At 63.8% G+C, this 19,173-nt stretch carries 15 protein-coding genes; 6 read left to right on the top strand and 9 right to left on the bottom strand.

Features of this window, described 5'->3' with window-relative positions:
* Position 1 precedes the first annotated feature (1 nt).
* Both LGT36_RS13700 and LGT36_RS13695 read left to right on the top strand, forming a co-directional pair.
* A complete protein-coding gene (locus LGT36_RS13700; RefSeq protein WP_226094730.1) occupies positions 2-1,330 on the top strand; it encodes a hypothetical protein in 1,329 nt (442 codons plus the stop codon).
* Positions 1,331-1,439: 109 nt separating this feature from the next.
* The gene (locus tag LGT36_RS13695; RefSeq protein WP_226094740.1) at positions 1,440-3,272 is read left to right on the top strand and encodes a hypothetical protein; all 1,833 of its coding nucleotides are present in this window, start codon (positions 1,440-1,442) and stop codon (positions 3,270-3,272) included.
* Between the two features lie 68 nt (positions 3,273-3,340).
* Here LGT36_RS13695 and LGT36_RS13690 read toward each other — a convergent pair whose 3' ends face one another.
* The 8 genes from LGT36_RS13690 to LGT36_RS13655 all read right to left on the bottom strand — a co-directional run bounded on the left by LGT36_RS13690 (position 3,341) and on the right by LGT36_RS13655 (position 14,135).
* The gene (locus LGT36_RS13690) at positions 3,341-5,152 is read right to left on the bottom strand and encodes an asparagine synthase-related protein (protein ID WP_248642116.1); all 1,812 of its coding nucleotides are present in this window, start codon (positions 5,150-5,152) and stop codon (positions 3,341-3,343) included.
* 32 nt (positions 5,153-5,184) lie between these two features.
* Positions 5,185-7,593, bottom strand: coding sequence for an FG-GAP-like repeat-containing protein (locus tag LGT36_RS13685; RefSeq protein ID WP_226095821.1), 2,409 nt, complete (start codon positions 7,591-7,593; stop codon positions 5,185-5,187).
* Positions 7,590-8,144, bottom strand: a complete 555-nt coding sequence (locus tag LGT36_RS13680; RefSeq protein ID WP_226095822.1) for a hypothetical protein — start codon at positions 8,142-8,144, stop codon at positions 7,590-7,592. Before LGT36_RS13680 ends, LGT36_RS13685 begins: the two co-directional genes overlap by 4 nt.
* A gap of 136 nt (positions 8,145-8,280) precedes the next feature.
* Positions 8,281-9,309 (bottom strand): glycosyltransferase, encoded by a 1,029-nt coding sequence (locus LGT36_RS13675; RefSeq protein ID WP_226095824.1) that lies wholly within the window; start codon positions 9,307-9,309, stop codon positions 8,281-8,283.
* Between the two features lie 128 nt (positions 9,310-9,437).
* Positions 9,438-11,423: a HisA/HisF-related TIM barrel protein gene (locus tag LGT36_RS13670; RefSeq protein WP_226095825.1), complete on the bottom strand. Its 1,986-nt coding sequence runs from the start codon at positions 11,421-11,423 to the stop codon at positions 9,438-9,440.
* A gap of 2 nt (positions 11,424-11,425) precedes the next feature.
* Positions 11,426-12,058 carry an imidazole glycerol phosphate synthase subunit HisH gene (hisH, locus tag LGT36_RS13665; RefSeq protein ID WP_226095830.1) on the bottom strand — a complete coding sequence of 211 codons (633 nt, stop codon included), beginning with the start codon at positions 12,056-12,058 and terminating at the stop codon, positions 11,426-11,428.
* The gene (locus LGT36_RS13660) at positions 12,055-13,173 is read right to left on the bottom strand and encodes a DegT/DnrJ/EryC1/StrS aminotransferase family protein (RefSeq protein WP_226095831.1); all 1,119 of its coding nucleotides are present in this window, start codon (positions 13,171-13,173) and stop codon (positions 12,055-12,057) included. Before LGT36_RS13660 ends, hisH begins: the two co-directional genes overlap by 4 nt.
* On the bottom strand, positions 13,170-14,135 hold the full coding sequence (locus LGT36_RS13655) for a dTDP-glucose 4,6-dehydratase (RefSeq protein WP_226095833.1): 966 nt from the start codon (positions 14,133-14,135) through the stop codon (positions 13,170-13,172). The genes LGT36_RS13660 and LGT36_RS13655 overlap by 4 nt, the downstream gene beginning before the upstream one ends.
* A gap of 55 nt (positions 14,136-14,190) precedes the next feature.
* Here LGT36_RS13655 and LGT36_RS13650 point away from each other — a divergent pair, with 55 nt between their 5' ends.
* From LGT36_RS13650 to LGT36_RS13635, 4 genes are read left to right on the top strand one after another with little or no spacing between them, the layout of a single operon-like run.
* Positions 14,191-14,628, top strand: a complete 438-nt coding sequence (locus tag LGT36_RS13650; protein ID WP_226095835.1) for an acyltransferase — start codon at positions 14,191-14,193, stop codon at positions 14,626-14,628.
* Between the two features lie 23 nt (positions 14,629-14,651).
* The gene (wecB, locus tag LGT36_RS13645; protein ID WP_226095838.1) at positions 14,652-15,710 is read left to right on the top strand and encodes a non-hydrolyzing UDP-N-acetylglucosamine 2-epimerase; all 1,059 of its coding nucleotides are present in this window, start codon (positions 14,652-14,654) and stop codon (positions 15,708-15,710) included.
* Positions 15,707-16,843 carry a glycosyltransferase family 1 protein gene (locus tag LGT36_RS13640; RefSeq protein ID WP_226095839.1) on the top strand — a complete coding sequence of 379 codons (1,137 nt, stop codon included), beginning with the start codon at positions 15,707-15,709 and terminating at the stop codon, positions 16,841-16,843. The genes wecB and LGT36_RS13640 overlap by 4 nt, the downstream gene beginning before the upstream one ends.
* The gene (locus LGT36_RS13635) at positions 16,840-17,907 is read left to right on the top strand and encodes a glycosyltransferase family A protein (RefSeq protein ID WP_226095841.1); all 1,068 of its coding nucleotides are present in this window, start codon (positions 16,840-16,842) and stop codon (positions 17,905-17,907) included. Before LGT36_RS13640 ends, LGT36_RS13635 begins: the two co-directional genes overlap by 4 nt.
* On the opposite strand, the gene LGT36_RS13630 is transcribed toward LGT36_RS13635, so the two are convergent.
* Positions 17,897-19,108 carry a hypothetical protein gene (locus tag LGT36_RS13630; protein WP_226264668.1) on the bottom strand — a complete coding sequence of 404 codons (1,212 nt, stop codon included), beginning with the start codon at positions 19,106-19,108 and terminating at the stop codon, positions 17,897-17,899. The genes LGT36_RS13635 and LGT36_RS13630 overlap by 11 nt on opposite strands.
* Positions 19,109-19,173: the final 65 nt, after the last annotated feature.

The raw sequence follows: 19,173 nt of genomic DNA, 5'->3' as shown, positions 1-19,173 counted from the left end.
CGTGTCCTTGCGACGGAGCCCGGCGGCGTGGCACGTCGCATCGCTGGTGATTGGCTTTGCCGTCATCATGGTGTTCCAGCGCGATCAGTGGTTCTTCTTCGACGAGTGGGCGTTCCTCGAGCCTGATGGGCCCGGGCTGCTCGAGCCCCACGTGGGTCACTGGAGCACGAGCCCGCTCGCGCTCTTCCGGGCGTTGCGCGCGGTCTTTGGACTCGACAGTTACCTGCCGTTTGCAGTGGCCGTCACCGTCGCTCACCTCGCGACCGCTCACATGGTGTGGCGCATCGCGTTGCGGGCACGCGCCAACGCCTGGATCGCGACCGCCGCTGTCACGGTGCTCGTGTTCCTCGGCAGCGGGGCGGAGAACATCCTGTGGGGCTTCCAGGTGGGCTTCCTTGGGGCTCTCGCGCTCGGACTGCTCGCCTTCCACCTCGCCGCTGCGCCAGTCCTTACGGGGCGACGGCTCGCGGCGATCATCGGTGTCTCGCTCTTTGCGCTCACGTGGTCTGGGACGGCGATCCCGATCATTGTTGCGACCTCCGCGTTGATCCTTCACCGACACGGCGCCAAGCGCGCTGTCATCTACGCAACCTCCTGCGCGGTGGTCTATCTGGCGTGGTACGTCGCCTTCGCGGTGGGCAACCCGCACAACCCCGACACCGGCGGGCTCAGCCTGGAGAAGCTCTTCATCAAGATCCCCCAGTTCATTGGCGTGATGCTGCTGCTGGGGTGGCAGAGCATCTTCCCGCTCTTCGGGATTGGGGCCCTCATGTTGATTGCGCTCCTGCTGTGGCTCATCAGGATGCAACGCAATGGCACCAGGTTGCCGGGGTTCTCGCCCGCGCTCATGTTGACGGGCGCAGCCGCGCTGTTCGCCCTTATGACCGCGTACAGCCGCGCGGAGTGGTCGGTCGGGTCGGGGAGGTCTTCCCGCTACCTATACATGCTGGTGGTGCTCCTGCTGCCACTGTGCACCGTCGCACTCACTCGTCTCGCGCGCGAGCGTCTTCGCTGGGTGGCCGGGATGGGAGCGTTGCTGCTGGCACTCGCTGGCTACCAGGCCAGCATCTTGGGCGACGCTGCTGCCCAACAGTCGGCGAGGGAACAGGGCTCGCAGCGGCTCATCTCGGCCGCGCTTGCTCTGTACGTCGAAGACCCAGACGGAGTCGACGTGACCGCGAGACCCGACAGCGAGTGGGCGCCCGACGTGACGTTGGGCGATCTCGTGGTGCTATACGAGCGCGGCGACCTACCCATAGGGGACTATTCGTCACACGACGTCGAGCGGGTGCGGGAAGTGGTGGCGAGCGCCACGCCCGATACGCCATAATCGCTTGAGGCTGGTGTCCCCCCCGCCGTAGTCAGGCCCTCTCGACCCCACGAGGCTTTCGTCGTCGAGGTGACAGCGTTGTCACCACCTTCAAGGAGTTAGCTCGGTCATGGTGATGTGGACGGGCCTCGCTCTTGCCGCGATCCCGTGGCTCATCGTCTTTAGGGCCCGCTTTGGTGCGCCCACATCGCTCGCGCTGGTCACGCTCGGCGCTCCGGCGACACTTGTCGCTCTCATGATGGTCGCGTACATGACCGGGTCTCCGCTCGTGACGTCGATCGTCACCGTGGTGGCCGTGCTGGGCGGCTTCGGCTGGCTGTTGGTGCTTCGCTCGTGGAGCACGTGGAGGCGGCGCGGCTTTGCGGCCGTGCCCGATGTGGCCACCTGGCGAGATGCCGCCCCCGCAGGGCTCGGCGCCGTCATCGCGCTGGGCGCATTCGTGTGTGTGCCGCTGTCGCCTTCTGCATCCCGCGTCTCATGGGCGATGCTAGGCGACTCGGCATCGCAACTCATGTACGCGCGGCACATCATGGCCGAGGGTGGTGTGGCGCCGCCTCCCCTTGCCAACCCTGTCCCTCTCTCGCCCGCAATGGTGGCGGCCGTCGCTGCGCCTGGGCGCCCAGCGACGGGCGCGAGCGCGATCGTGTCACACGACATCGGCGCGTATGCCTCCACCTGGGCGGCGCTCATCGTGGTCTCCTGTCTGCTCGCCGGCGCCATTGCTTACGCGATGGTGAGGAACTCCCAGGCCCTCGTCGGCTTGCCAGCGAAAGCCACCGTCGGCGCCGCATCGATGCTCCCCCTGGGATGGTTCTGGACTGGATATCCCGTGAAGTTCGGCTTCATCAACGCGCACCTGGTGTTCATCATCCTGGTGGCGTCGATTCTCGCGTATCTGAATACGCGAAGCCGTCCCTGGCTCGGCATGGCGATGCAAGTGACGGCGATCTTGTTGACGCTCCTCACCTGGACCCCGCTCGCGATCCTTCCCACTGCGCTGCTGCTGATTCAGGCCGCTGGCGAATTGCGGGCCTTCCCGCGGTGGTCACTGAGCAAGCGCCTCGCCACGATGGCAGGGGGCGCGGCACTGATTGTCATGGCACTATGGCGTGGCCTGCCCGTGCTCCTCGAGGCGAGCGGCTCCCTCAGCATCCCCGGCGGGCTCGCGGAGTTCCCCAAGCTCATGCTGCCCGTGACGGCGATCGTTCTGGCCGTCCTCACGCTCGCCGCCTCGGCCCGGGTGGACAGAGTGGTCACCGCCATGATTGCCCTGGCGGGCGCCGGAGTCGCCGGACTCCTGGTGGTGCTGGTGTTGAGCGACACCCTCACGCGACCCTGGACCTACTACCCCCACAAGTACGCATGGATCGCCACGACGGTACTGCTCACACTCGCACTTCCTCAGGCCGCGCTCGCCGTGGCTAGAGTTCGGCCTGCGCGCCTCCGCGGCGGGCTCTACGGCGTGGGGGCGCTCGCCGTGGCAGTGAGCTTGGGCCTGGGGAGTTGGTGGGCGCCTGGCCACCTTCAGTTCCTCCGGGACAGCGTGCCCTACGTGATCCTCGTTGAGGACAATCTGCCCAACGAGGGCCAACACCCCGACAGTGTGGCCAATGCCGTGATCGCTCGCGTCGAGGCCGAACGGTTGACGATCCCGTGGGAGAGTTCGCTCGCCAACGACTACCGCGCCGCGTTCTGGCTCATGCACCTCCAGCGCGAGGAGGCAATGCTCCGGGGAGATGGTCACGGGGCCAACGCCTTGTGGACGCTCGCGAACTTCCACGGCACCACCACCGATCTGTGCACCCTAGCGGGGGTGGTTCCCGAAGGGCTGACGGTGCAAACGGCGCACGAGGGGCTCTCGGGCGAGCTTGAGGCGCTGTGTCCTGGCGCGGACGTGATTGTCGCGACAGAAGCGGCGCGCGATGCTCTTGAGCCGCGCTGAACGCTCCCGCGCGCCAGACCGCGGCCCACTCAGGCATCTGGCTCTCTAGGCATCATGTTGGAACAATGTCACCACGCGCCAAGCTTGGTCGACCCCTCCTCAAGGTAATCGGCGGTCCAACGAAGGCCCCTTGCCACCGCACGGAGATGTATGTCTGACTTGGGTCCCACGTGGACAGAGATCCCCCCCGCCGTGACAGACTCACGCTCGCCACCGGCGAGAACTGTTGACCAGTGTTCTTCTTCTGCGGAGTCGTTTGCAGTTGTCACACGTCGTCGCAGTCTCCCCACGGTCGCGTGAGCGGCGCGTTGAACGATCTCGGGAAGACGCATGTAGAGGTCATCGAGTGAGGACGGCTTCCAGGTTGCCTTCACCACCTCGTCTGTTACGGGTCGCGCGGTGGACGCGTTGCGGATGCCCTCCAGTGCCGGAAAGCCGTGCGAAATCATCGCACGGTACCAATTCTTGCCCACAATCTGGTTCCCACTGAGCCGCAGAAGTTGCTCGACATATGGTTTTGCGAGAACCGGGGTGACCGGCAACACGTGGGACGTCAGCATCGCTGGCGCGATGTAGCTGAAGGCAGGCTGCCGGGAGAACATCGCCCAATAGCTGATCATCTGGGCGGCCGTGGACCCGCTGCCTTCGCTAAGTCGTCGGCGAAGCCTCCTTCGCGCGGCGCGCTCCACTCTGGAAGCAGCGGGGCCCGTCACAGTTCCCGCTAGTTCGGCGCGCCGACGGCCGCGCTTGTTCCCCCAGTCCACGACCATCACATGCCGAAGCGCGCGCGACGTCATACCGGGGACGATCGGGATGTAGGACCCGATCAGACAGTCGCCCGGCCATGCGCCCACCAGCAGAACCTGGCCGTTTGCGCCGCGGTGCGCTGTCTCATAGGACAGGATGTTGCCTGCGGCCGCGTACGGCGAAACCTGTCCCCCAGTGAGAAACCACCCCTGGCGCATCGTCGTCAGATCGGTGGTCGACAGAGTCTCCACGCGATGCGGGTAGCCCAGCCGCGTCGCAACTTCACGCGCAACCTCCAACTCGTCGTTCTTGCTTAAGTCGAGAGTCACCACCACGGGCCGTTCTGGAAAGACATCGGCAAGGACGGCTGCAGTGAGCCGGCTGTCAAGCCCGCCTGACAGCTGGACCGTCGCGTCCGCGAATCGCCCCGAACTCAATGGTCGAATCTCGGCAACGCCGCGCCGCAAAGCATCCAGCGCGTCGCGCTCGATCACTTCGCTCGGCGTCCCCATGCGCGTGTAGGCGTACACCCTGCGGTGCTCAATCGCAGTCTCCACCACCCCCGCTGTCGTGGCCTCGACCCGGAGACGATCACCCGGAAAGAGACGTTTCACGCCTGCAATCGTCGTCTCCACCCCGAGCGAGTGATGGTAAGCCAGCAACTCGTACACACCCTGCTCCGACAACTCGGTCAAGCCGAGCACAAGCGCAACGAACTGAGGATCGTTCGAGACGACCGCAACCTCGCCGCGGCGAGCGTAATACACCGGCCAGGACGCCGCGGGGTCCGCGAAAGCTTCCAGCACGACCCGGGACTCGTGGGGGGCTCGTATCGCGACCGCGGCAAACTCTCCCCAGGCATCGTCATTCTCGGTAGCGTGTCGACCGTTCGCATCCCATTCGTCGCGCGCCGCGAGATACCCCGCGCGTAGCAACAGCGTGCCGCGCTTTGGGTCACGGAACACGCTCGCGTGACTTGACGATGAGTCCCAGGCGATGGTTCCGCCCACAAACTCCTCGTGCACTGGCTCGCATGCCCAGCCGGTCGCGGCGAGTCGACTCCCGTGGATACTGAGCGCCGAACGAGCGCGTGCCAGGCGCGCCTCAGGACCGACGACTGCTGCAAAGAACAAGAGGACCCCCCAACTAGCCGCCGTCGGTTGCCTCAGCCAATCCAGCCCATGGTATTCCACCCAGAGTCAATCAAGCGACTTCCCATCCAGGAGCCCGAACCGTCACCTCGATACAGGTAGAGGCGCCCGTCCGCCCGGCGAGCGACAACATCGTTGCCCCCGGAACCGTCGTAGTCGCCTGGGCTGAAGATCGACACGAAGCCAGACCAACCGATGCCGATGAGCCGGCGTGGCTGCCATAGCCCTGTGCCGTTCGTCGGATAGAGCCACAGCGAGCCGTCAGCGGTCCGTGCGATGACGTCGGGTCCGCCCGCGCCATCAAAGTCGCCGGCGCTGAACACTTCGGTGAAGGACCCCCAGCCGATACCGATCTTGATGCCGGCGCCCGTCAGCCAGTCCCCGGTGCCGTTACCGCGGTATAGCCACAGGGTGCCATCCGCCTCCCGGGCGATCACGTCTTGCAGGCCGTCTCCGTCAAAGTCCACTCCGAAGACCCGATCGAAACCGCGCCAGTTCTGCCCAAGGACGTATGGCGAGGCGAGTCCTCCCGATCCATCACTCGCGAACACCTCGAACACACCGTTCGTGGCGATTCTTCCTACGTCAGGGAGACCGTCGCCAGTGAAGTCCCCAAGCGTCACCGTGAGCGAACCGGTGCCCCAGTCAGGGACGATTATCGGGGCGTCGGCGAGCGTTCCGCCGGCCCCGTCGCCGCGATACAGGCGAAGCGAACCCGCGAGCGTCACCCCTAGGATGTCCCGGTTGCCGTCGCCGTCAAGGTCTCCCGCGCCGGGCTCAGTTGCGGGCGTCGGAACCGGGGCGGGCTCCCGGGGCACCAGCGTCCCCGGAAGATCGCCCGCGCCCACGACTACTCTCATGGGGCCCCAACCACTGCCGATGATGCCAGCCGCGCGCACACCGCCCCCGCCAACGCCGGGGAACAGCAACAACGAGCCTGCGGCGTCCTGGGCGAGGAGGTCGCTGATGCCGTCGCCCGTGAAGTCGCCGAGCGAGTAGATGCCAGTCATACCGCCCCAACCAATGCCTATACGCATCGCAGGCTTGAAGGCTCCGTCACACGTTCCCGGGTAGAGCATCAGATCGCCAGACGCCAGGCGTCCAATGAGGTCGCCGCACCCGTCCTGGTCAAAATCGCCCGGTCCCGCTAACAGAGTTCTGTCGTTCCAGTCGGTTCCCACCTGAATAGGGGATTCGAATGTTCCGTCTCCGTGCCCTGGCCAGAGCCACAAGGCGCCGCTCTCGTCAGTTGTGAAGACATCCGCAAGGCCATCTCCGTCAAAGTCACCTGCGTAGACCACGGATTTTGCACCAGTCCAATCGGCAGCGAGGCGCGTACGGACCGGATACTCGAGTCGCCCGTCGCCACCGTAGAACCAACCAACCCCAGAATCATCGACGCCGATCACGTCCCGGTGGCCATTGTCGTCAAAGTCCCCGATGCCAACGATGGTCTCGATCCCTTGCCACCCGGGTCCTAGGCTCGCTCGCGACTTCCACCCACCGGCCCCATTTGTGGGGTACGCCCAGAGTTCCCAACTCGAGTCCATTGCGATGAGGTAGTTAGCGCCGTCCGTGGTCGTGATCGACGGCGGAGCCTGAGACGTGCCGAACCAGTCGGCGTAGATACGCCAGAAGTTGCGATTGCCATACGAGGAGCAGCCATCGCCGGTTCCATACAGGTTGGCCAGCGCGGCGCCATTCGGCTGGTACGGAGTGTAGTTGTACAAACTCGCAGTTGCGACGTTGTCAATAAAGACGGGGGCGTATCCGCACTGAGGCTTCTCATCTGGCGGAAAGAAGTAGATGTTGTTGTAGCGCCCGGCCCGGTAGTTGTAGGAAGTCGGATTGGCGCGGTACCGCTGAAACTGCTTGGCCGCGAGAAAGACCTGCTTCTGAAGGCCTCCGTATGCCTCAATGCATGGAGCTGTGTCTGAACAGCCGTAGCCCATAGCACGTTCGTAACGCCAAAGACTTGGCCAGGTGTGGTCGACAAGACTTACTTCCTTTTGCAGCGTCACCAGGATCACGCGAGGGTTGATCCCGCATGACTGTGCCGCCTTATAGATGATCGTGGAAGCAAGCTCATTGGGCGCGCCCGCATAGCCGCCTGGGCAGAAGCTGTCGGGAGCCATTGTTTCGGTACTTACACGATAGGTCTTGAGGCAGATGATGGGATCCGACGGACCGGTCGATCGCCACGTCTCGCACACGGGCACGAGCCTCTCGAGAAAACTCTGGATCTCGGCCTCTGTCATCGACGCGGAATCGTAGAACTCGGCATCACTGATGATGTTGCCTGGGTTCCATTCGCCTGGAAGAGGTGCTCCCGATGCCGTTTGAGAGCCGAGCGATACCGGGACCGTCACTGCGAGCGCGACGATCAGGGAAACGGACCACGCTTTTCTCACGAAACGAGTCATGACTCCTCCACAGGGAAGACGGCCGACGACGCCGCGCCGATGTCATTCGAGTACTCCAACCGCACCGTGTACTCCCCGGCAGCGGACCCAGGCGGGAAGACCTCATGCGAACCGCACGTGGTGGAGTCAACATTCAAACTCCCCGGGACTTCCACACTCGCGGTCTCACCCGTGTCCGTAGCTGTCACTACGAAACGACATTGTCCACCGTCTTCGGCGATGCCGCTCACGAAACCGCCCACCAGAATGCTCGCTGGCTCTCCACTGATCGTGGCGATCGTGATCACGACGGTAGCGCCCGGAATGGTGGAACTCGCTGCGTCTGGACCCGTAAGAGGAGGGACCACCGTAGGTGCCGCGCTCGGGATCTCCGATGGGGCGGCGCCTTCAGTCTCGCGCGAAGTCTCGGTCGTGCGCGGGCTCTCGGAAGCGGACGGCGAGGCAACAGCACGGAGCTCATCCGAACCGCCTCGCCCTGTCCACCAGACCGCCAGCCCGACGAGCGCTACCGCGAAGGCAGCGGTCAGGACCAAGGGAACTCGGCGTGTCATTGCGTCAGTCTACCCGCGCACCCTGCTCAGTTCGGGATGCTCCGCGCCTGCGCTCGCGTGATCTCTTCAACACCGTCGACCCCGGGCGTTGGACCGCGTCGACATGGGGAACCGATTTCCGGCAAGAGACCCGAACCTAGGGCTCGCGCCAACCCAGCGCCGCCCTCACTCGCCGACCCGACGTGCTCGTGGTGGCATTCGCCAGAACCCATTCGCGGCCGGCTGCCGCTCTTGTCTCGATGTGTTGTGGCTGATCCAGCAAGCCCTTCAGGTTCGTGTAGATGTCGGCCGCCGTTGTCACTACCCATGCTTGATTCGACCCTGCGGGTAGATCGGTCTCGATTCGCTCGTCGGCACGGGTGAGAAGAGCGCACCCGCTCGCCATCGCCTCCACGCCGAAGACGCCGGGGACAAACGCGTAGAACTCGTTGAGCACGATGTGGGCTTCGCGCAACGCAGCAATGACCTGATCATGCGGCACGTTTATCAACTCGCGATACTCAAATGCATACCCCTCGGACTGCAACCTCTGGACCGCAGCCCTGACCACCTGCGTGCCCTTGATAATCGGCGACGACGGCGCATGCACAACAATCCGCGGCCCAGGGTCGGAGTGCTTCTCATCACTGAGGAGGACGTCCTCGTCCGGAAAGAAGTACGGAAACGGCTCCGTTGGGCGAGCGAGGTACGAGAGTTGATCGACAGAGGCGTTGAAGATGACGTCCGCGTACTCGTCAGCGACCCGGGCCAGCCGCTTGCGCTGTTCGTCATACGCCGCCGTGGCGAAAACGGGAGAAACTTGGTCGAGATACGTCGCGATCGTCTCTAGCCCAGTCTCCTTCTGAAACTGCCTCATCAGCGCGGGTGACCGAATGTCGCTACCCGTGAAGACGCACGCTACGAGGACGTTGTGGCGCTTCAGAAAGGCGAACTCCCAACGACGAGCATCCAGGCCGCCGAGGAGGAAGCCGTCCGGGCCCACGTAGACAAAGCCCGCGCAGCCAGCGGCAAGCTTGCCGAACTCCCAAGGCACTTGCAGTCGGCTTCTCACCCAGTCCCCGCGTCGCGCAACCAATTGAAAGTCGTAGGAGAAGTCATAGAAGCGATGCGGCGCAAGAGAAACCGAGAAGGAACCCGGGACAGCACGCGCAAAGTTGGCAACCACCCCGGCAATCTCCGTCGGCCCGATCACCCACGAGACTGGCCTTGCTGGGGCTCGGTTCCCGTACCAGCGGAAGGCCAACGTGGCGAGACACCTTTGCGCCGAGCGCAATAAGAGGTCTCCTGCCCACGTCACCGCTTGCAGAATTTCTCGTAGAAGCTCTTGGGCACGCGATTCATCTTCCACAGCAGCCAGAACAGTGGCCTCAGTTGCTCGAAGCGGCGCTTGTAGGTCCGGAACTCGCGGTAGTCGCGACGCGGCAGGTTCATCACCGCGTCGAACTCATGGTCGTCGAACCCCAGACGCTTCTTGACAAGGCCGATGACGTCAGCATCGCCCTGCCGAGGGGCGAGAAAGCTCTCTAGCGCGACATCGCGGTCAAGCTGACCCGACCGTACGAGCGCCGAGAGTTCGATTTGACGGAAGTTGATACCCCATCGCTTCGGCAAGAAGTAGGTGTGATAGAACGCAGTGAACCGGTTCTCGAGGTGGTGCCCGCCATACCACTTCCAACCATACGTCGACGCGAGAAAGGCCTTGGCCTCTTCCTTCTGGTAGTCGAGCCAGTAGAGGGGGCGCGTGCGCTCAATGCCGCTCCATGCCGACCACCTCAGGAAATCCCCGATGCGCATGTTGGGGAAAGTCCGCGTTGGAATCCGACCGAACTTACGATGCACGTCGAGGATGTACCCGCCGTCCATGTAGAGCCATCCCATGGGGGAGATGCCCTCCGTTCGGAAAGAGTGTCCCTCCACGATGTGCTTGATCTTGTGCTTCTCGGCCGCCCGATAGAGAACGCCCATGAAACCGATGTCGGTTGGAGCCTCGATGTCCTTCACACCGGCCAACATGAAGGAGCGGTAGATGTCGTCATACTCGGAGTTGTCTACAACGTACGTCTCAAGATCGATACCGAGTTTGTCGAGCACGGCGTAGATGTTCGCCGTCGCTATGGGCGAGTTCCAGGTGTTATCAAAGTGGACCGCGAGGGGCCTGACTCCTAGCTCGACCAGTTTGTGCGCGAGGAACGACGAATCGGTCCCGCCACTCACTCCGAGGATGCAGTCGTACTTCGAACCGCTGGCCTTCGCGTCCCTCTTGATGCGCTCTGCGAAAGCAGTGAGCGCTCGAAGACTCTCCGGTCCAACGGGGTATTGTGCGTCAAGCGAGTCATGAAGCTCGCAGTAATAGCAGGTGTCCGCATCGGCAAGGCCCGATCGCGGCACATCAGACGTGATGATGCAGCGCTCACACATCTTGATCGCCGAGAGATCTCGACCTGGCACCGTGTACCGCGGATCGGCGGTCTTCGCTTCGGCGTCAAGCTCTGCCATCTGGCGCCCGAGCAACGAAGCAAGTTCGGTCGGCGTAGGGAAGTTGATGAGGATGCTGTCCCTCCGCCCCTGCATTACAAACTGGCTTCCGGCTGCTACTGCCTCAGCGCCCGCTACATGGATCGCCTCTGCAAGCTGGTCACGCGAGCCAGCTCCGCCGTGCGCGATAACAGGCACATCAAGAGCGTCGACCACATGTTTTGCGAGGTGAAGATCCAGTCCGACGCGCGTCCCTTCGCGATCAATCGATGTCACAAGCACTTCGCCAACGCCGACATCGCGGGCCTTCGCCAGCCACGCGTCGAGGTCAAGTCCCGTGTCAACGGTCCCCGAGCGGGTGTATACCCGGTAACCGGTCCCTTCAGAGCGCGTGTCGACTGACCCGACGACGGCCTGGGCGCCGAGTACCTCCACCATACGACGCACCTCATCCGGTGCTTCGACGATTGCGGTGTTGACGACCACCTTCTCGAAACCGATACGCACTAGTTCCTCAGCGTCGGCGACCGTGGCTACCCCCCCGCCATAGGCGAGCGGGACGAACGCCTCGGAGGCGAGGCGCCTCAGGTACTGCGTCTGGATGGGCGTCTTTCGAGAAGCCGCCCCGATGTCTAGGATCACGATCTCGTCGACTTCGAAGTCGTTGAAGATGCTCAGCACGTTCACGGGGTCGCCGACGTACACGGGGTCCTCGAACCGGAAGGTCTTGACGAACCGCTCGCCGTCGAGCAGTAGCGCCGGAATCACTCTAGTCTGCAGGTCCGCTCGGGATTGGATATCCATGGTCACGGCCGCTTCGCAAAATCGGTGAGGAGCGCCATTCCCATGCGGTGACTCTTCTCAGGATGGAATTGGACACCCGTCACATTCTCGCGCGCCACTATCGCGGTGAACTCAATGCCATGTCGGCAGACTGCTAGACGATGCGCCTCCTCGTGCGGGTCTGCATAGTACGAGTGCACGAAGTAGAACCGATCGCCGTCGCGGAAACTCGGCAACACGCTCTGACTGCCGACCCGGGTCACGGCATTCCAGCCCATGTGAGGCACTTTGAGGCCCGCGCGCTCAACTTCTATCGGGAAGCGACGCACACGTCCGGGTATGAGGCCAATACCTTGCTCCGTGCCGGCGCCCTCCTCGCTGCCATCAAGCAAGAGTTGCATTCCCAGGCAAACACCGAGCACAGCTGTCCCGCGTTGTGCCGCCGCGAGAACTGCGTCCTTGAGCCCTGACTCGCGAAGTATCCCGGCGGCCCTATCGAATGCGCCAACACCGGGCAGGATGAGTTTGTCGCTCACGGCCACGTCGTCCGGGTCACCACTTAGTCGCGACTCGAAGCCCGCCTTCTTGAGCATGTTCGCGACCGAGGCGACGTTCCCCACTCCGTAGTCGATGATCGTGACGGCGGCGGTAGTCATTTGCCGCCCTGTGCCGCGATCGAATCGGCGAGCGACTCGATAACCAGCGCGACATCGTCCGGCGTCATTCCGGAATAGAGCGGGATGGTGAGACAGCTCCGGTGGGCCCTGGTCGCGTTCGGCATGGCGGCATCCTCGATCCCGAGCGTCTCGCGAAAGTATGGTTGCAAGTGCATGGAGTAGGTCCCGAGCGTGGTCTCAACGCCACGCTCGCGCATGCTGTCGATGATCAGATCCCTGTCAAGACCTGCGTCGAGCGTGACGACATAGGACTGGTACGTGTGGGTGCGCCCTTCGGGAGTCTTGGGAGGACTTGCCCCGTCAACTCCATGCAGCAACTCGTCGTACACGCCCGCAAGTTCCCGGCGTCCTTCAAGAATCGTCTGCAATCGATTCATCTGTACCACTCCGATAGCGGCATGCACGTCGGATAGGCGGTAGTTGAACCCGGCGGATACGAAACTCATGTAGTGGGACTCGCGCACAGAACCGTGAGATCGCAGCACTTGCAGGCGTTCAGCCAACGCCGCATCCGACGTCATGACCATGCCACCCTCGCCGGTGGTGATTACCTTGCGCGGATGAAAAGAGAAGACACCGGCGGTCCCGAACGATCCCGCTTGGCGACCGTGGTACTCGGCCCCCAGGGCGCATGCCGCGTCTTCGATGACCGGAATGCCGTGACGCTCGGCGATGCGCAGGAGCGGATCCATGTCCGCTATGAGCCCAAACGCGTGGACAGGCATAATCGCGCGGGTACGCGGAGTGATTGCGGCCTCAAGTAGGTCCGGGTCCATGCCGAAGTCGTCGAGCCGGATATCCACGAATACCGGCACCGCGCCTTGCTGCACCACCACATTCGCTGTGGCAGGGAAACTGAAGTCAGGAATGATGACCTCATCACCTGGGCCAACTCCAAGCGCGACAAGGGCCAGATGGAGGCCCGTCGTGGCGGAGCTAGTGGCGAATGCGTGTCGGGCGCCCACGAGTTCGCTGATGAGTCGTTCCAACTCGTGCGCCTGCGCACCCTGAGTCAGGTAACCGGTCGCCAGCACTGCGGCGACGGCATCGGCCTCCTCGCGTCCCAGGAGCGGCACGTTGAGGCGCATCGTCATGCGATGCGTTCCCGGTACCACTCGACCGTTTCGGCGAGCGCGTCATCTCCAAGCACTGCCGGCTGGCGCCCGACGAGATCGACGAGCCTGGTTGCGTCGGCCTGATGGCGACGCACATCGCCCGGGCGTTCAGGCGTGTGGTGAACGGGGTGCTCAGGCACGCCCATCATCTCAAGGATCCTGGCGACGAGGTGGTTGACCGACGTGCCGACGCCGGTCGCGACGTTGATCTCCTGACCACGGGCCGCAGCGGTCTCGTGAATAGTCACCGTAAGGTCTGCGGTGTCCCTCACAAAGGTGAAGTCACGAGTCTGCTCACCGTCGCCATGGATCTCGATCGGGAGCCCGCGCGCGACGCGCTGGACAACGATGGGAATGATGCCCGCGTATGAACCGGGGTTCTGGCGAGGACCGTAGTTGTTGAACGGTCGCACCACCGTGGCGTCGATGCCGAAGGTCTGCACGTAAGACCGAATGATATGGTCCTCCGCCGCCTTCGATGCTGCGTACGGCGTGATGGCGTCATCAGGGTGGGCCTCGTCCATCGGCATGTACCGACCCGAGCCATACGCCTCAGAACTCGACATGTGAACAAGCCGCTCGATCAAGCCGCGCCTGGCAATCTCGCAGAACGTGGCGGTGATACCGATGTTGGTAAGCATCGTCCAGTGGGGGTACTTGAGCGACGTCGGGAGCGGAACGACCGCCAGGTCGAATACCGTCTCAATGGCATGCTCGACTACCACGTCCTGCATCGAGGCAAGGTCCGAGGCATCAAGCCTCATCACCTCGAGATCGGGCCAAGCCGACCGGGCATCTACCAAGTTCGACTCGTTGCCGAGGAAGAAGTTGTCAACCACCACGATCTTGCGCGGGGACTCGGTGATAAGGCGGTCAACGAGGTGACTACCGATGAAGCCGGCTCCGCCGGTCACCAATACTGAACGATCGCGGAGACTCACCGGTGCAGTCTATCCGGTTTCTACGGGCGTACCGCCACTGTGGGAGACTCGAAATATGTCGTTAGCCGAAGAATTCGAGGCCCTCCACCACCTGCCCGCCAATCGTTTCAACCCTCACGCGTGGATCATCGGAGATCCGGATATCGGCGAAGACGTGTGGATCGGCGCCTTCACCGTCATCGACGGCAGCGGTGGCCTGTCAATCGGCGCCGGCTGCGACATCTCGGCTGGAGCTCAGATCTATACACACTCGACAGTCGAACGGTGTGTGAGCGGCCGCGTTCAACCCGTCCGACGCGCAGCGACCACGATTGGTCGCAATGTCCATATTGGCGCGAATGCGGTCATCTTAATGGGCGCGCAGATCGGTGACTCTTGCGTGGTCGGTGCAGGAGCGGTCGTCACGGCAGGAACCATCGCGGCACCCTTCAGCGTGCTCATCGGCGTGCCCGCCAAGGTCGTGCCAGAAGCGGCGCATCGCTTCGCTGATTGAGTGGACGGCCTAGGCTCCTTTCCATGAAGATTCTGAGTGTGGTCGGCGCTCGGCCGCAGTTCGTGAAGCTCGCGCCCATCAGCAAGGCACTTGAGGGTCGGGCGGAGCACCTCGTCGTTCACACCGGTCAGCACTACGACGATCTGATGAGCGACGTGTTCTTCCGCGATCTTGGTATGCCCGCACCGACGGTGAACCTCGGCGTCGGCTCGGGCAGCCACGGACGCCAGACCGGACAAATGCTGGGTGACCTAGAGGAGCAGTTCGAGCGGCTCGAGCCGGACTGGGTGCTCGTCTACGGTGACACCAATTCGACGCTCGCCGCAGCATTGGCCGCCGTGAAGATTCACGTACCCGTCGCCCATCTGGAAGCAGGCCTTCGCTCCTTCAATCGGCGAATGCCGGAAGAGCACAACCGTGTCATGACCGATCATGCGGCGGACCTCCTCCTCGCTCCCACCCGGACGGCGATGCATCACCTCGCGCGCGAGGGCCTCGCCGACAGAACTGTGCTCGTGGGCGACGTCATGACCGACGTGCTCTACACGGTGCGCGATCGTCTGCTCGCGGAACCACCGCAGATGCCGCACGGGCTCGAACCAGGCGGGTACTACGTGGCGACGCTCCATCGGCCGGACAACACCGATGACCCAGGGAGGCTACGCGGCATCGTGGCGGCGCTCGCTAAACTCGACCGGCCCGTCCTGCTGCTTGCGCACCCACGACTACGATCCCTGGCACTCCAACATGACATCCGTTTGGACCAGGGCGAGCTCCGCATCAACGACCCCCTCTCCTATCCCGACCTGGTGGCCGCGGTGATGTATAGCGCCGGGGTAGTGACGGACTCGGGAGGTCTCCAGAAAGAGGCATTCCTCTTGCGAGTGCCCGCCACGACCATCCGCCCCGAGACGGAGTGGGTGGAGACTGTCGACCTTGGCTGGAATGCTCTCGCGAATGACTCCGACGCGATCGCGAGCGCTGTCTCGCGGCCGCTGCCGCTGCCCACCACTGCCGCGCCGTATGGAGATGGACGTGCGGCAGAAGCAGTCGCCGACGAACTCCTTGGGGAGCGGCGATGACGCGGCAACGCCTCCTGATCCTGTCGTTCTCCAACATCTCGACAGACGCGCGCGTGCTGAAACAAGTGAAGTACTTCGCCGACAGGTATGACGTCACCACATATGGGTACGGCCCTCGCCCCGACTCAAGGGTGCACCATCTGCAGCTCGACGATACCCACGGCATCCGTCGATGGAAGCGGAGGGATCTCATCCTGCGCCGGTACAAGCGCATGTATTGGGGGCAAGCCGCGGTCGGCCAAGCGACGATCGACCTCGAAGGCCTCGAGCGGTTCGACGTGATCCTCGCGAACGACATCGACACCCTTGGCCTCGCGCTCCGGCTCGCCCCGGTGCGGGGCGTGCACGCAGATGTGCACGAGTACGCGCCGCGACAGAACGAGGAGCTGCTCGTATGGCGGGTCTTCGAGGCCCCCTACATGCGATGGGTGTGTAGCCGCTTCCTCCATCGCGCCGCCTCGATGACGACTGTCGGGCACGGCATCGCCGACGAGTATCGGCGTGTTTACGGCGTGCGCTCTGGCGTGGTGACCAACGCCGCACCTTACGCCGAACTCACGGCAGGCCCGGTCAGCCCACCCATCAAGCTGGTGCACAGCGGCGCTTCGATCCGCAATCGCCGGCTCGAGCTCCTGATCGACGCCGTCGCCTCGACGAAGACCGAGGTCTCGCTCGACTTCTACCTGATGGGCAACGACCCGAACTACGTGGATATGTTGCGCAAGCGCGCCGCCGCTTCCGACCGCATCCGGTTCAACGACCCGATCCCGTACCGAGACCTCATCGCGAAACTGAACTCCTACGACGTGGGCGTCCACGTCATCGCGCCTACCAACTTCAACAACCGTTGGGCGCTCCCCAACAAGTTCTTCGACTACGTGCAGGCGCGGCTCGGGATCATCATCGGTCCCTCCGCGGAGATGCAATCGATCCTCAAGGCACACGGTTGCGGGGCCGTCGCCGACGACTTCGGCGCCGAGGCACTCACGGATGTCCTTGACTCGTTGACAGTCGCCGAAGTTCGCGGTTGGAAGTTGCGGGCGGATGCGTCAGCACGCGAACTCTCTTCCGAGTCCCAGGTCGCGGTGTGGGGCAAAGCCGTCGACGCGCTGATGAATCGATCGCTCGCATGACGGACCCTGTCGTCGACGTCGTCATCCCAGTCCATACCGACCGGCGCCCGATCGCGCGTGCTACATCGTCTGTCCTGAGCACAGCATCAGTCGCCACCCGAGTGACGGTGGTGTGTCACAACGTGTCGCCCAACGACATCGCGGCCGCTCTAGGCACGTGGGTGTCGGACCCCCGCGTGCGGCTACTCCACCTGGAGGATGGCCTCATGAGCCCGGCAGGGCCGCTCAACGCGGGCCTCGATGCCGCGACGGGTGAGTTCACGGCTCTTCTTGGCTCCGACGACGAGTATGAGCCGGGCGCCATTGACGCATGGGTTGCCGTTGCCCGACACGACGAGGCCGATGTCGTCATCCCACCTCTACGCATCTCACCAGGGGCCACGACGCGCAGCCCTCCCACCCGGCCTTTTCGCAAGCGCAAGTTGGACGGCGTCAAGGATCGGCTCGCCTACCGCACGGTGCAGTTGGGACTCGTCTCACGCGACCGCTTCGGCGGGGTGCGCATGACTCCGGGGCTCCGGACAGGCGAGGACGTGATCCAGGGAGCATCTCTCTGGTATTCGGATGCGCGCATCAGTCTCGCGCGTCGCGCGCCTGGGTATCTCATTCACCAAGACGATCCGGCAGGCCGAACGTCCGCCAGCCCCAAGCCTGCGGCGGAGTCCCTGGGTTTTCTCGACGCTGTCCTGGCGCAAGAGTTCATTGCAAGCTTGACGCAGGCTCAAAAGGAGTCCTTCGCTGTCAAGTTGCTACGCACCCATGTGATGGACATCCTTGGCGCGAGCCTGCGCGCGGGGGCGCCGATGGAGGACCGCGCGGTCCTTGCAATCGCTACACGCCGCATTCTCGACTTCGCACCCATTGCTACGGGCATCCTCAGTCGTCGCGAGGCGCGCATCGTCGAGGGCCTCCTCAACACCGCTGACCCCGACCTTCTGTCGGCAGACTTGGCAGTCCTCACGGACTACCGTCGGCCATCCAACCTCTTCCCCGCATCGATCAGGCAACTCATGCACCGCGAAGCGACGCCTCGCTTCCTCGCCTCAATCGCGGTTATGCGCTGAGTCCGAGGAACGGCGCGAGCGCAGCGGCGGAGCGTCGGCCATCGTGCACCCTGTCGACAAAGTCAGGCCCAGCGCTGCGAAGCGCATAAAACGCCTCCGGCTCCGCGGCCGCGCGCCTCAGTTCGGATTCCAGGGACTCGATCGTCACCTCGTGCACCGGAAGCTCGACTCCCGTGCGTTCACGCACCTGAGTGCGGGTGAAATCGTCCACATGGCTCATCACAAGGCGACCGGCCGCCATGGCCTCGCATGCGGCCACGCCGTAGATACCCAGGACGAACTGGTCGAGCACGACATCTGCGCGGGCGTAGAAGTCGGGCATCGAGGAATGCGGAATGCCGACTATCTGTCGATACTCGATCACGCCCTCCCCGGCAAGGCGACGCAACACGGGCTCTACGTGTTCGGTCCCCTTGAGCCACTTGTGCGACGGGGCATGGGCGACTACCAAGGGGCCGTCCGATCGCTCGTGCGTCGCCGCCGCTCGCCACCGTGCCGAGTCGACCACTACCGGACACCAGGTCGCTTCAGGAAGCCATTGCAGCAGGTCCGGCGTCGATACGAAGACCGGCGCGCTTACTCGCGCAACAAGATCTGCATTTCGCATTGCCGTGTCCTCTAGCGTCCGGGCAGCGCCGGTATGTAGCTTGAACGGAGACCACGGATTCTGAGCGGCGTGACGCGTAGGCGGCCGAATGTCACTTCCGTGGAAGAGCAGGGCTCCCCGCACACCGCTCTCGGCCAGCAACGCCATCTCGCGCGAGACGTCGGACTCGTACCGCCTTCCGAGGAAGGGTAGGCCGGACTCCCAGACCAGGTGCGTCTGTCGCGAGAGGAACTCCTGCATGTCTGCGTGCCACGCCTTGGAGAGTTGGTAGACCCCTACCGGCACGGTCAGGTCGACGTCCGGCTGAAAAACGTCAGTTCCAGTCCCGCGTATCGACACAGCCGTCGCACCTGGCACATGCCGCTCCACCGCGCGCGCCCACTGATACCCCTGTCCTGCCGAGTTCGCTGGCCCAATCACGAGCCTGATCCGCGCCTCGGTCGTCGAAGGCAGAAGTGGCAACTGATCGGCCGAAGCACGAAAGCGGACCGCGTCTGCCAGTTTGCCCAGCAGGCCTCGGCCAGCGGCAACTCGGTAGGCAAAGCGGCGCACAGCTTCCGGGGCTCGGTCGAGCAGCGCAGCGACGTCGGGCATGGCACCTCCGCCTGGAATCATTCCACAACGACGTGCTCGCGCCGTGTGAGCAGCGTGTGCGCAAA

This window comes from Demequina sp. TMPB413 (assembly GCF_020447105.2).
Classification (GTDB): Bacteria; Actinomycetota; Actinomycetes; order Actinomycetales; family Demequinaceae; genus Demequina.
The sequence above is the reverse complement of the archived record's forward strand: the minus strand, read 5'-3'. Positions and strand labels throughout refer to the sequence as shown.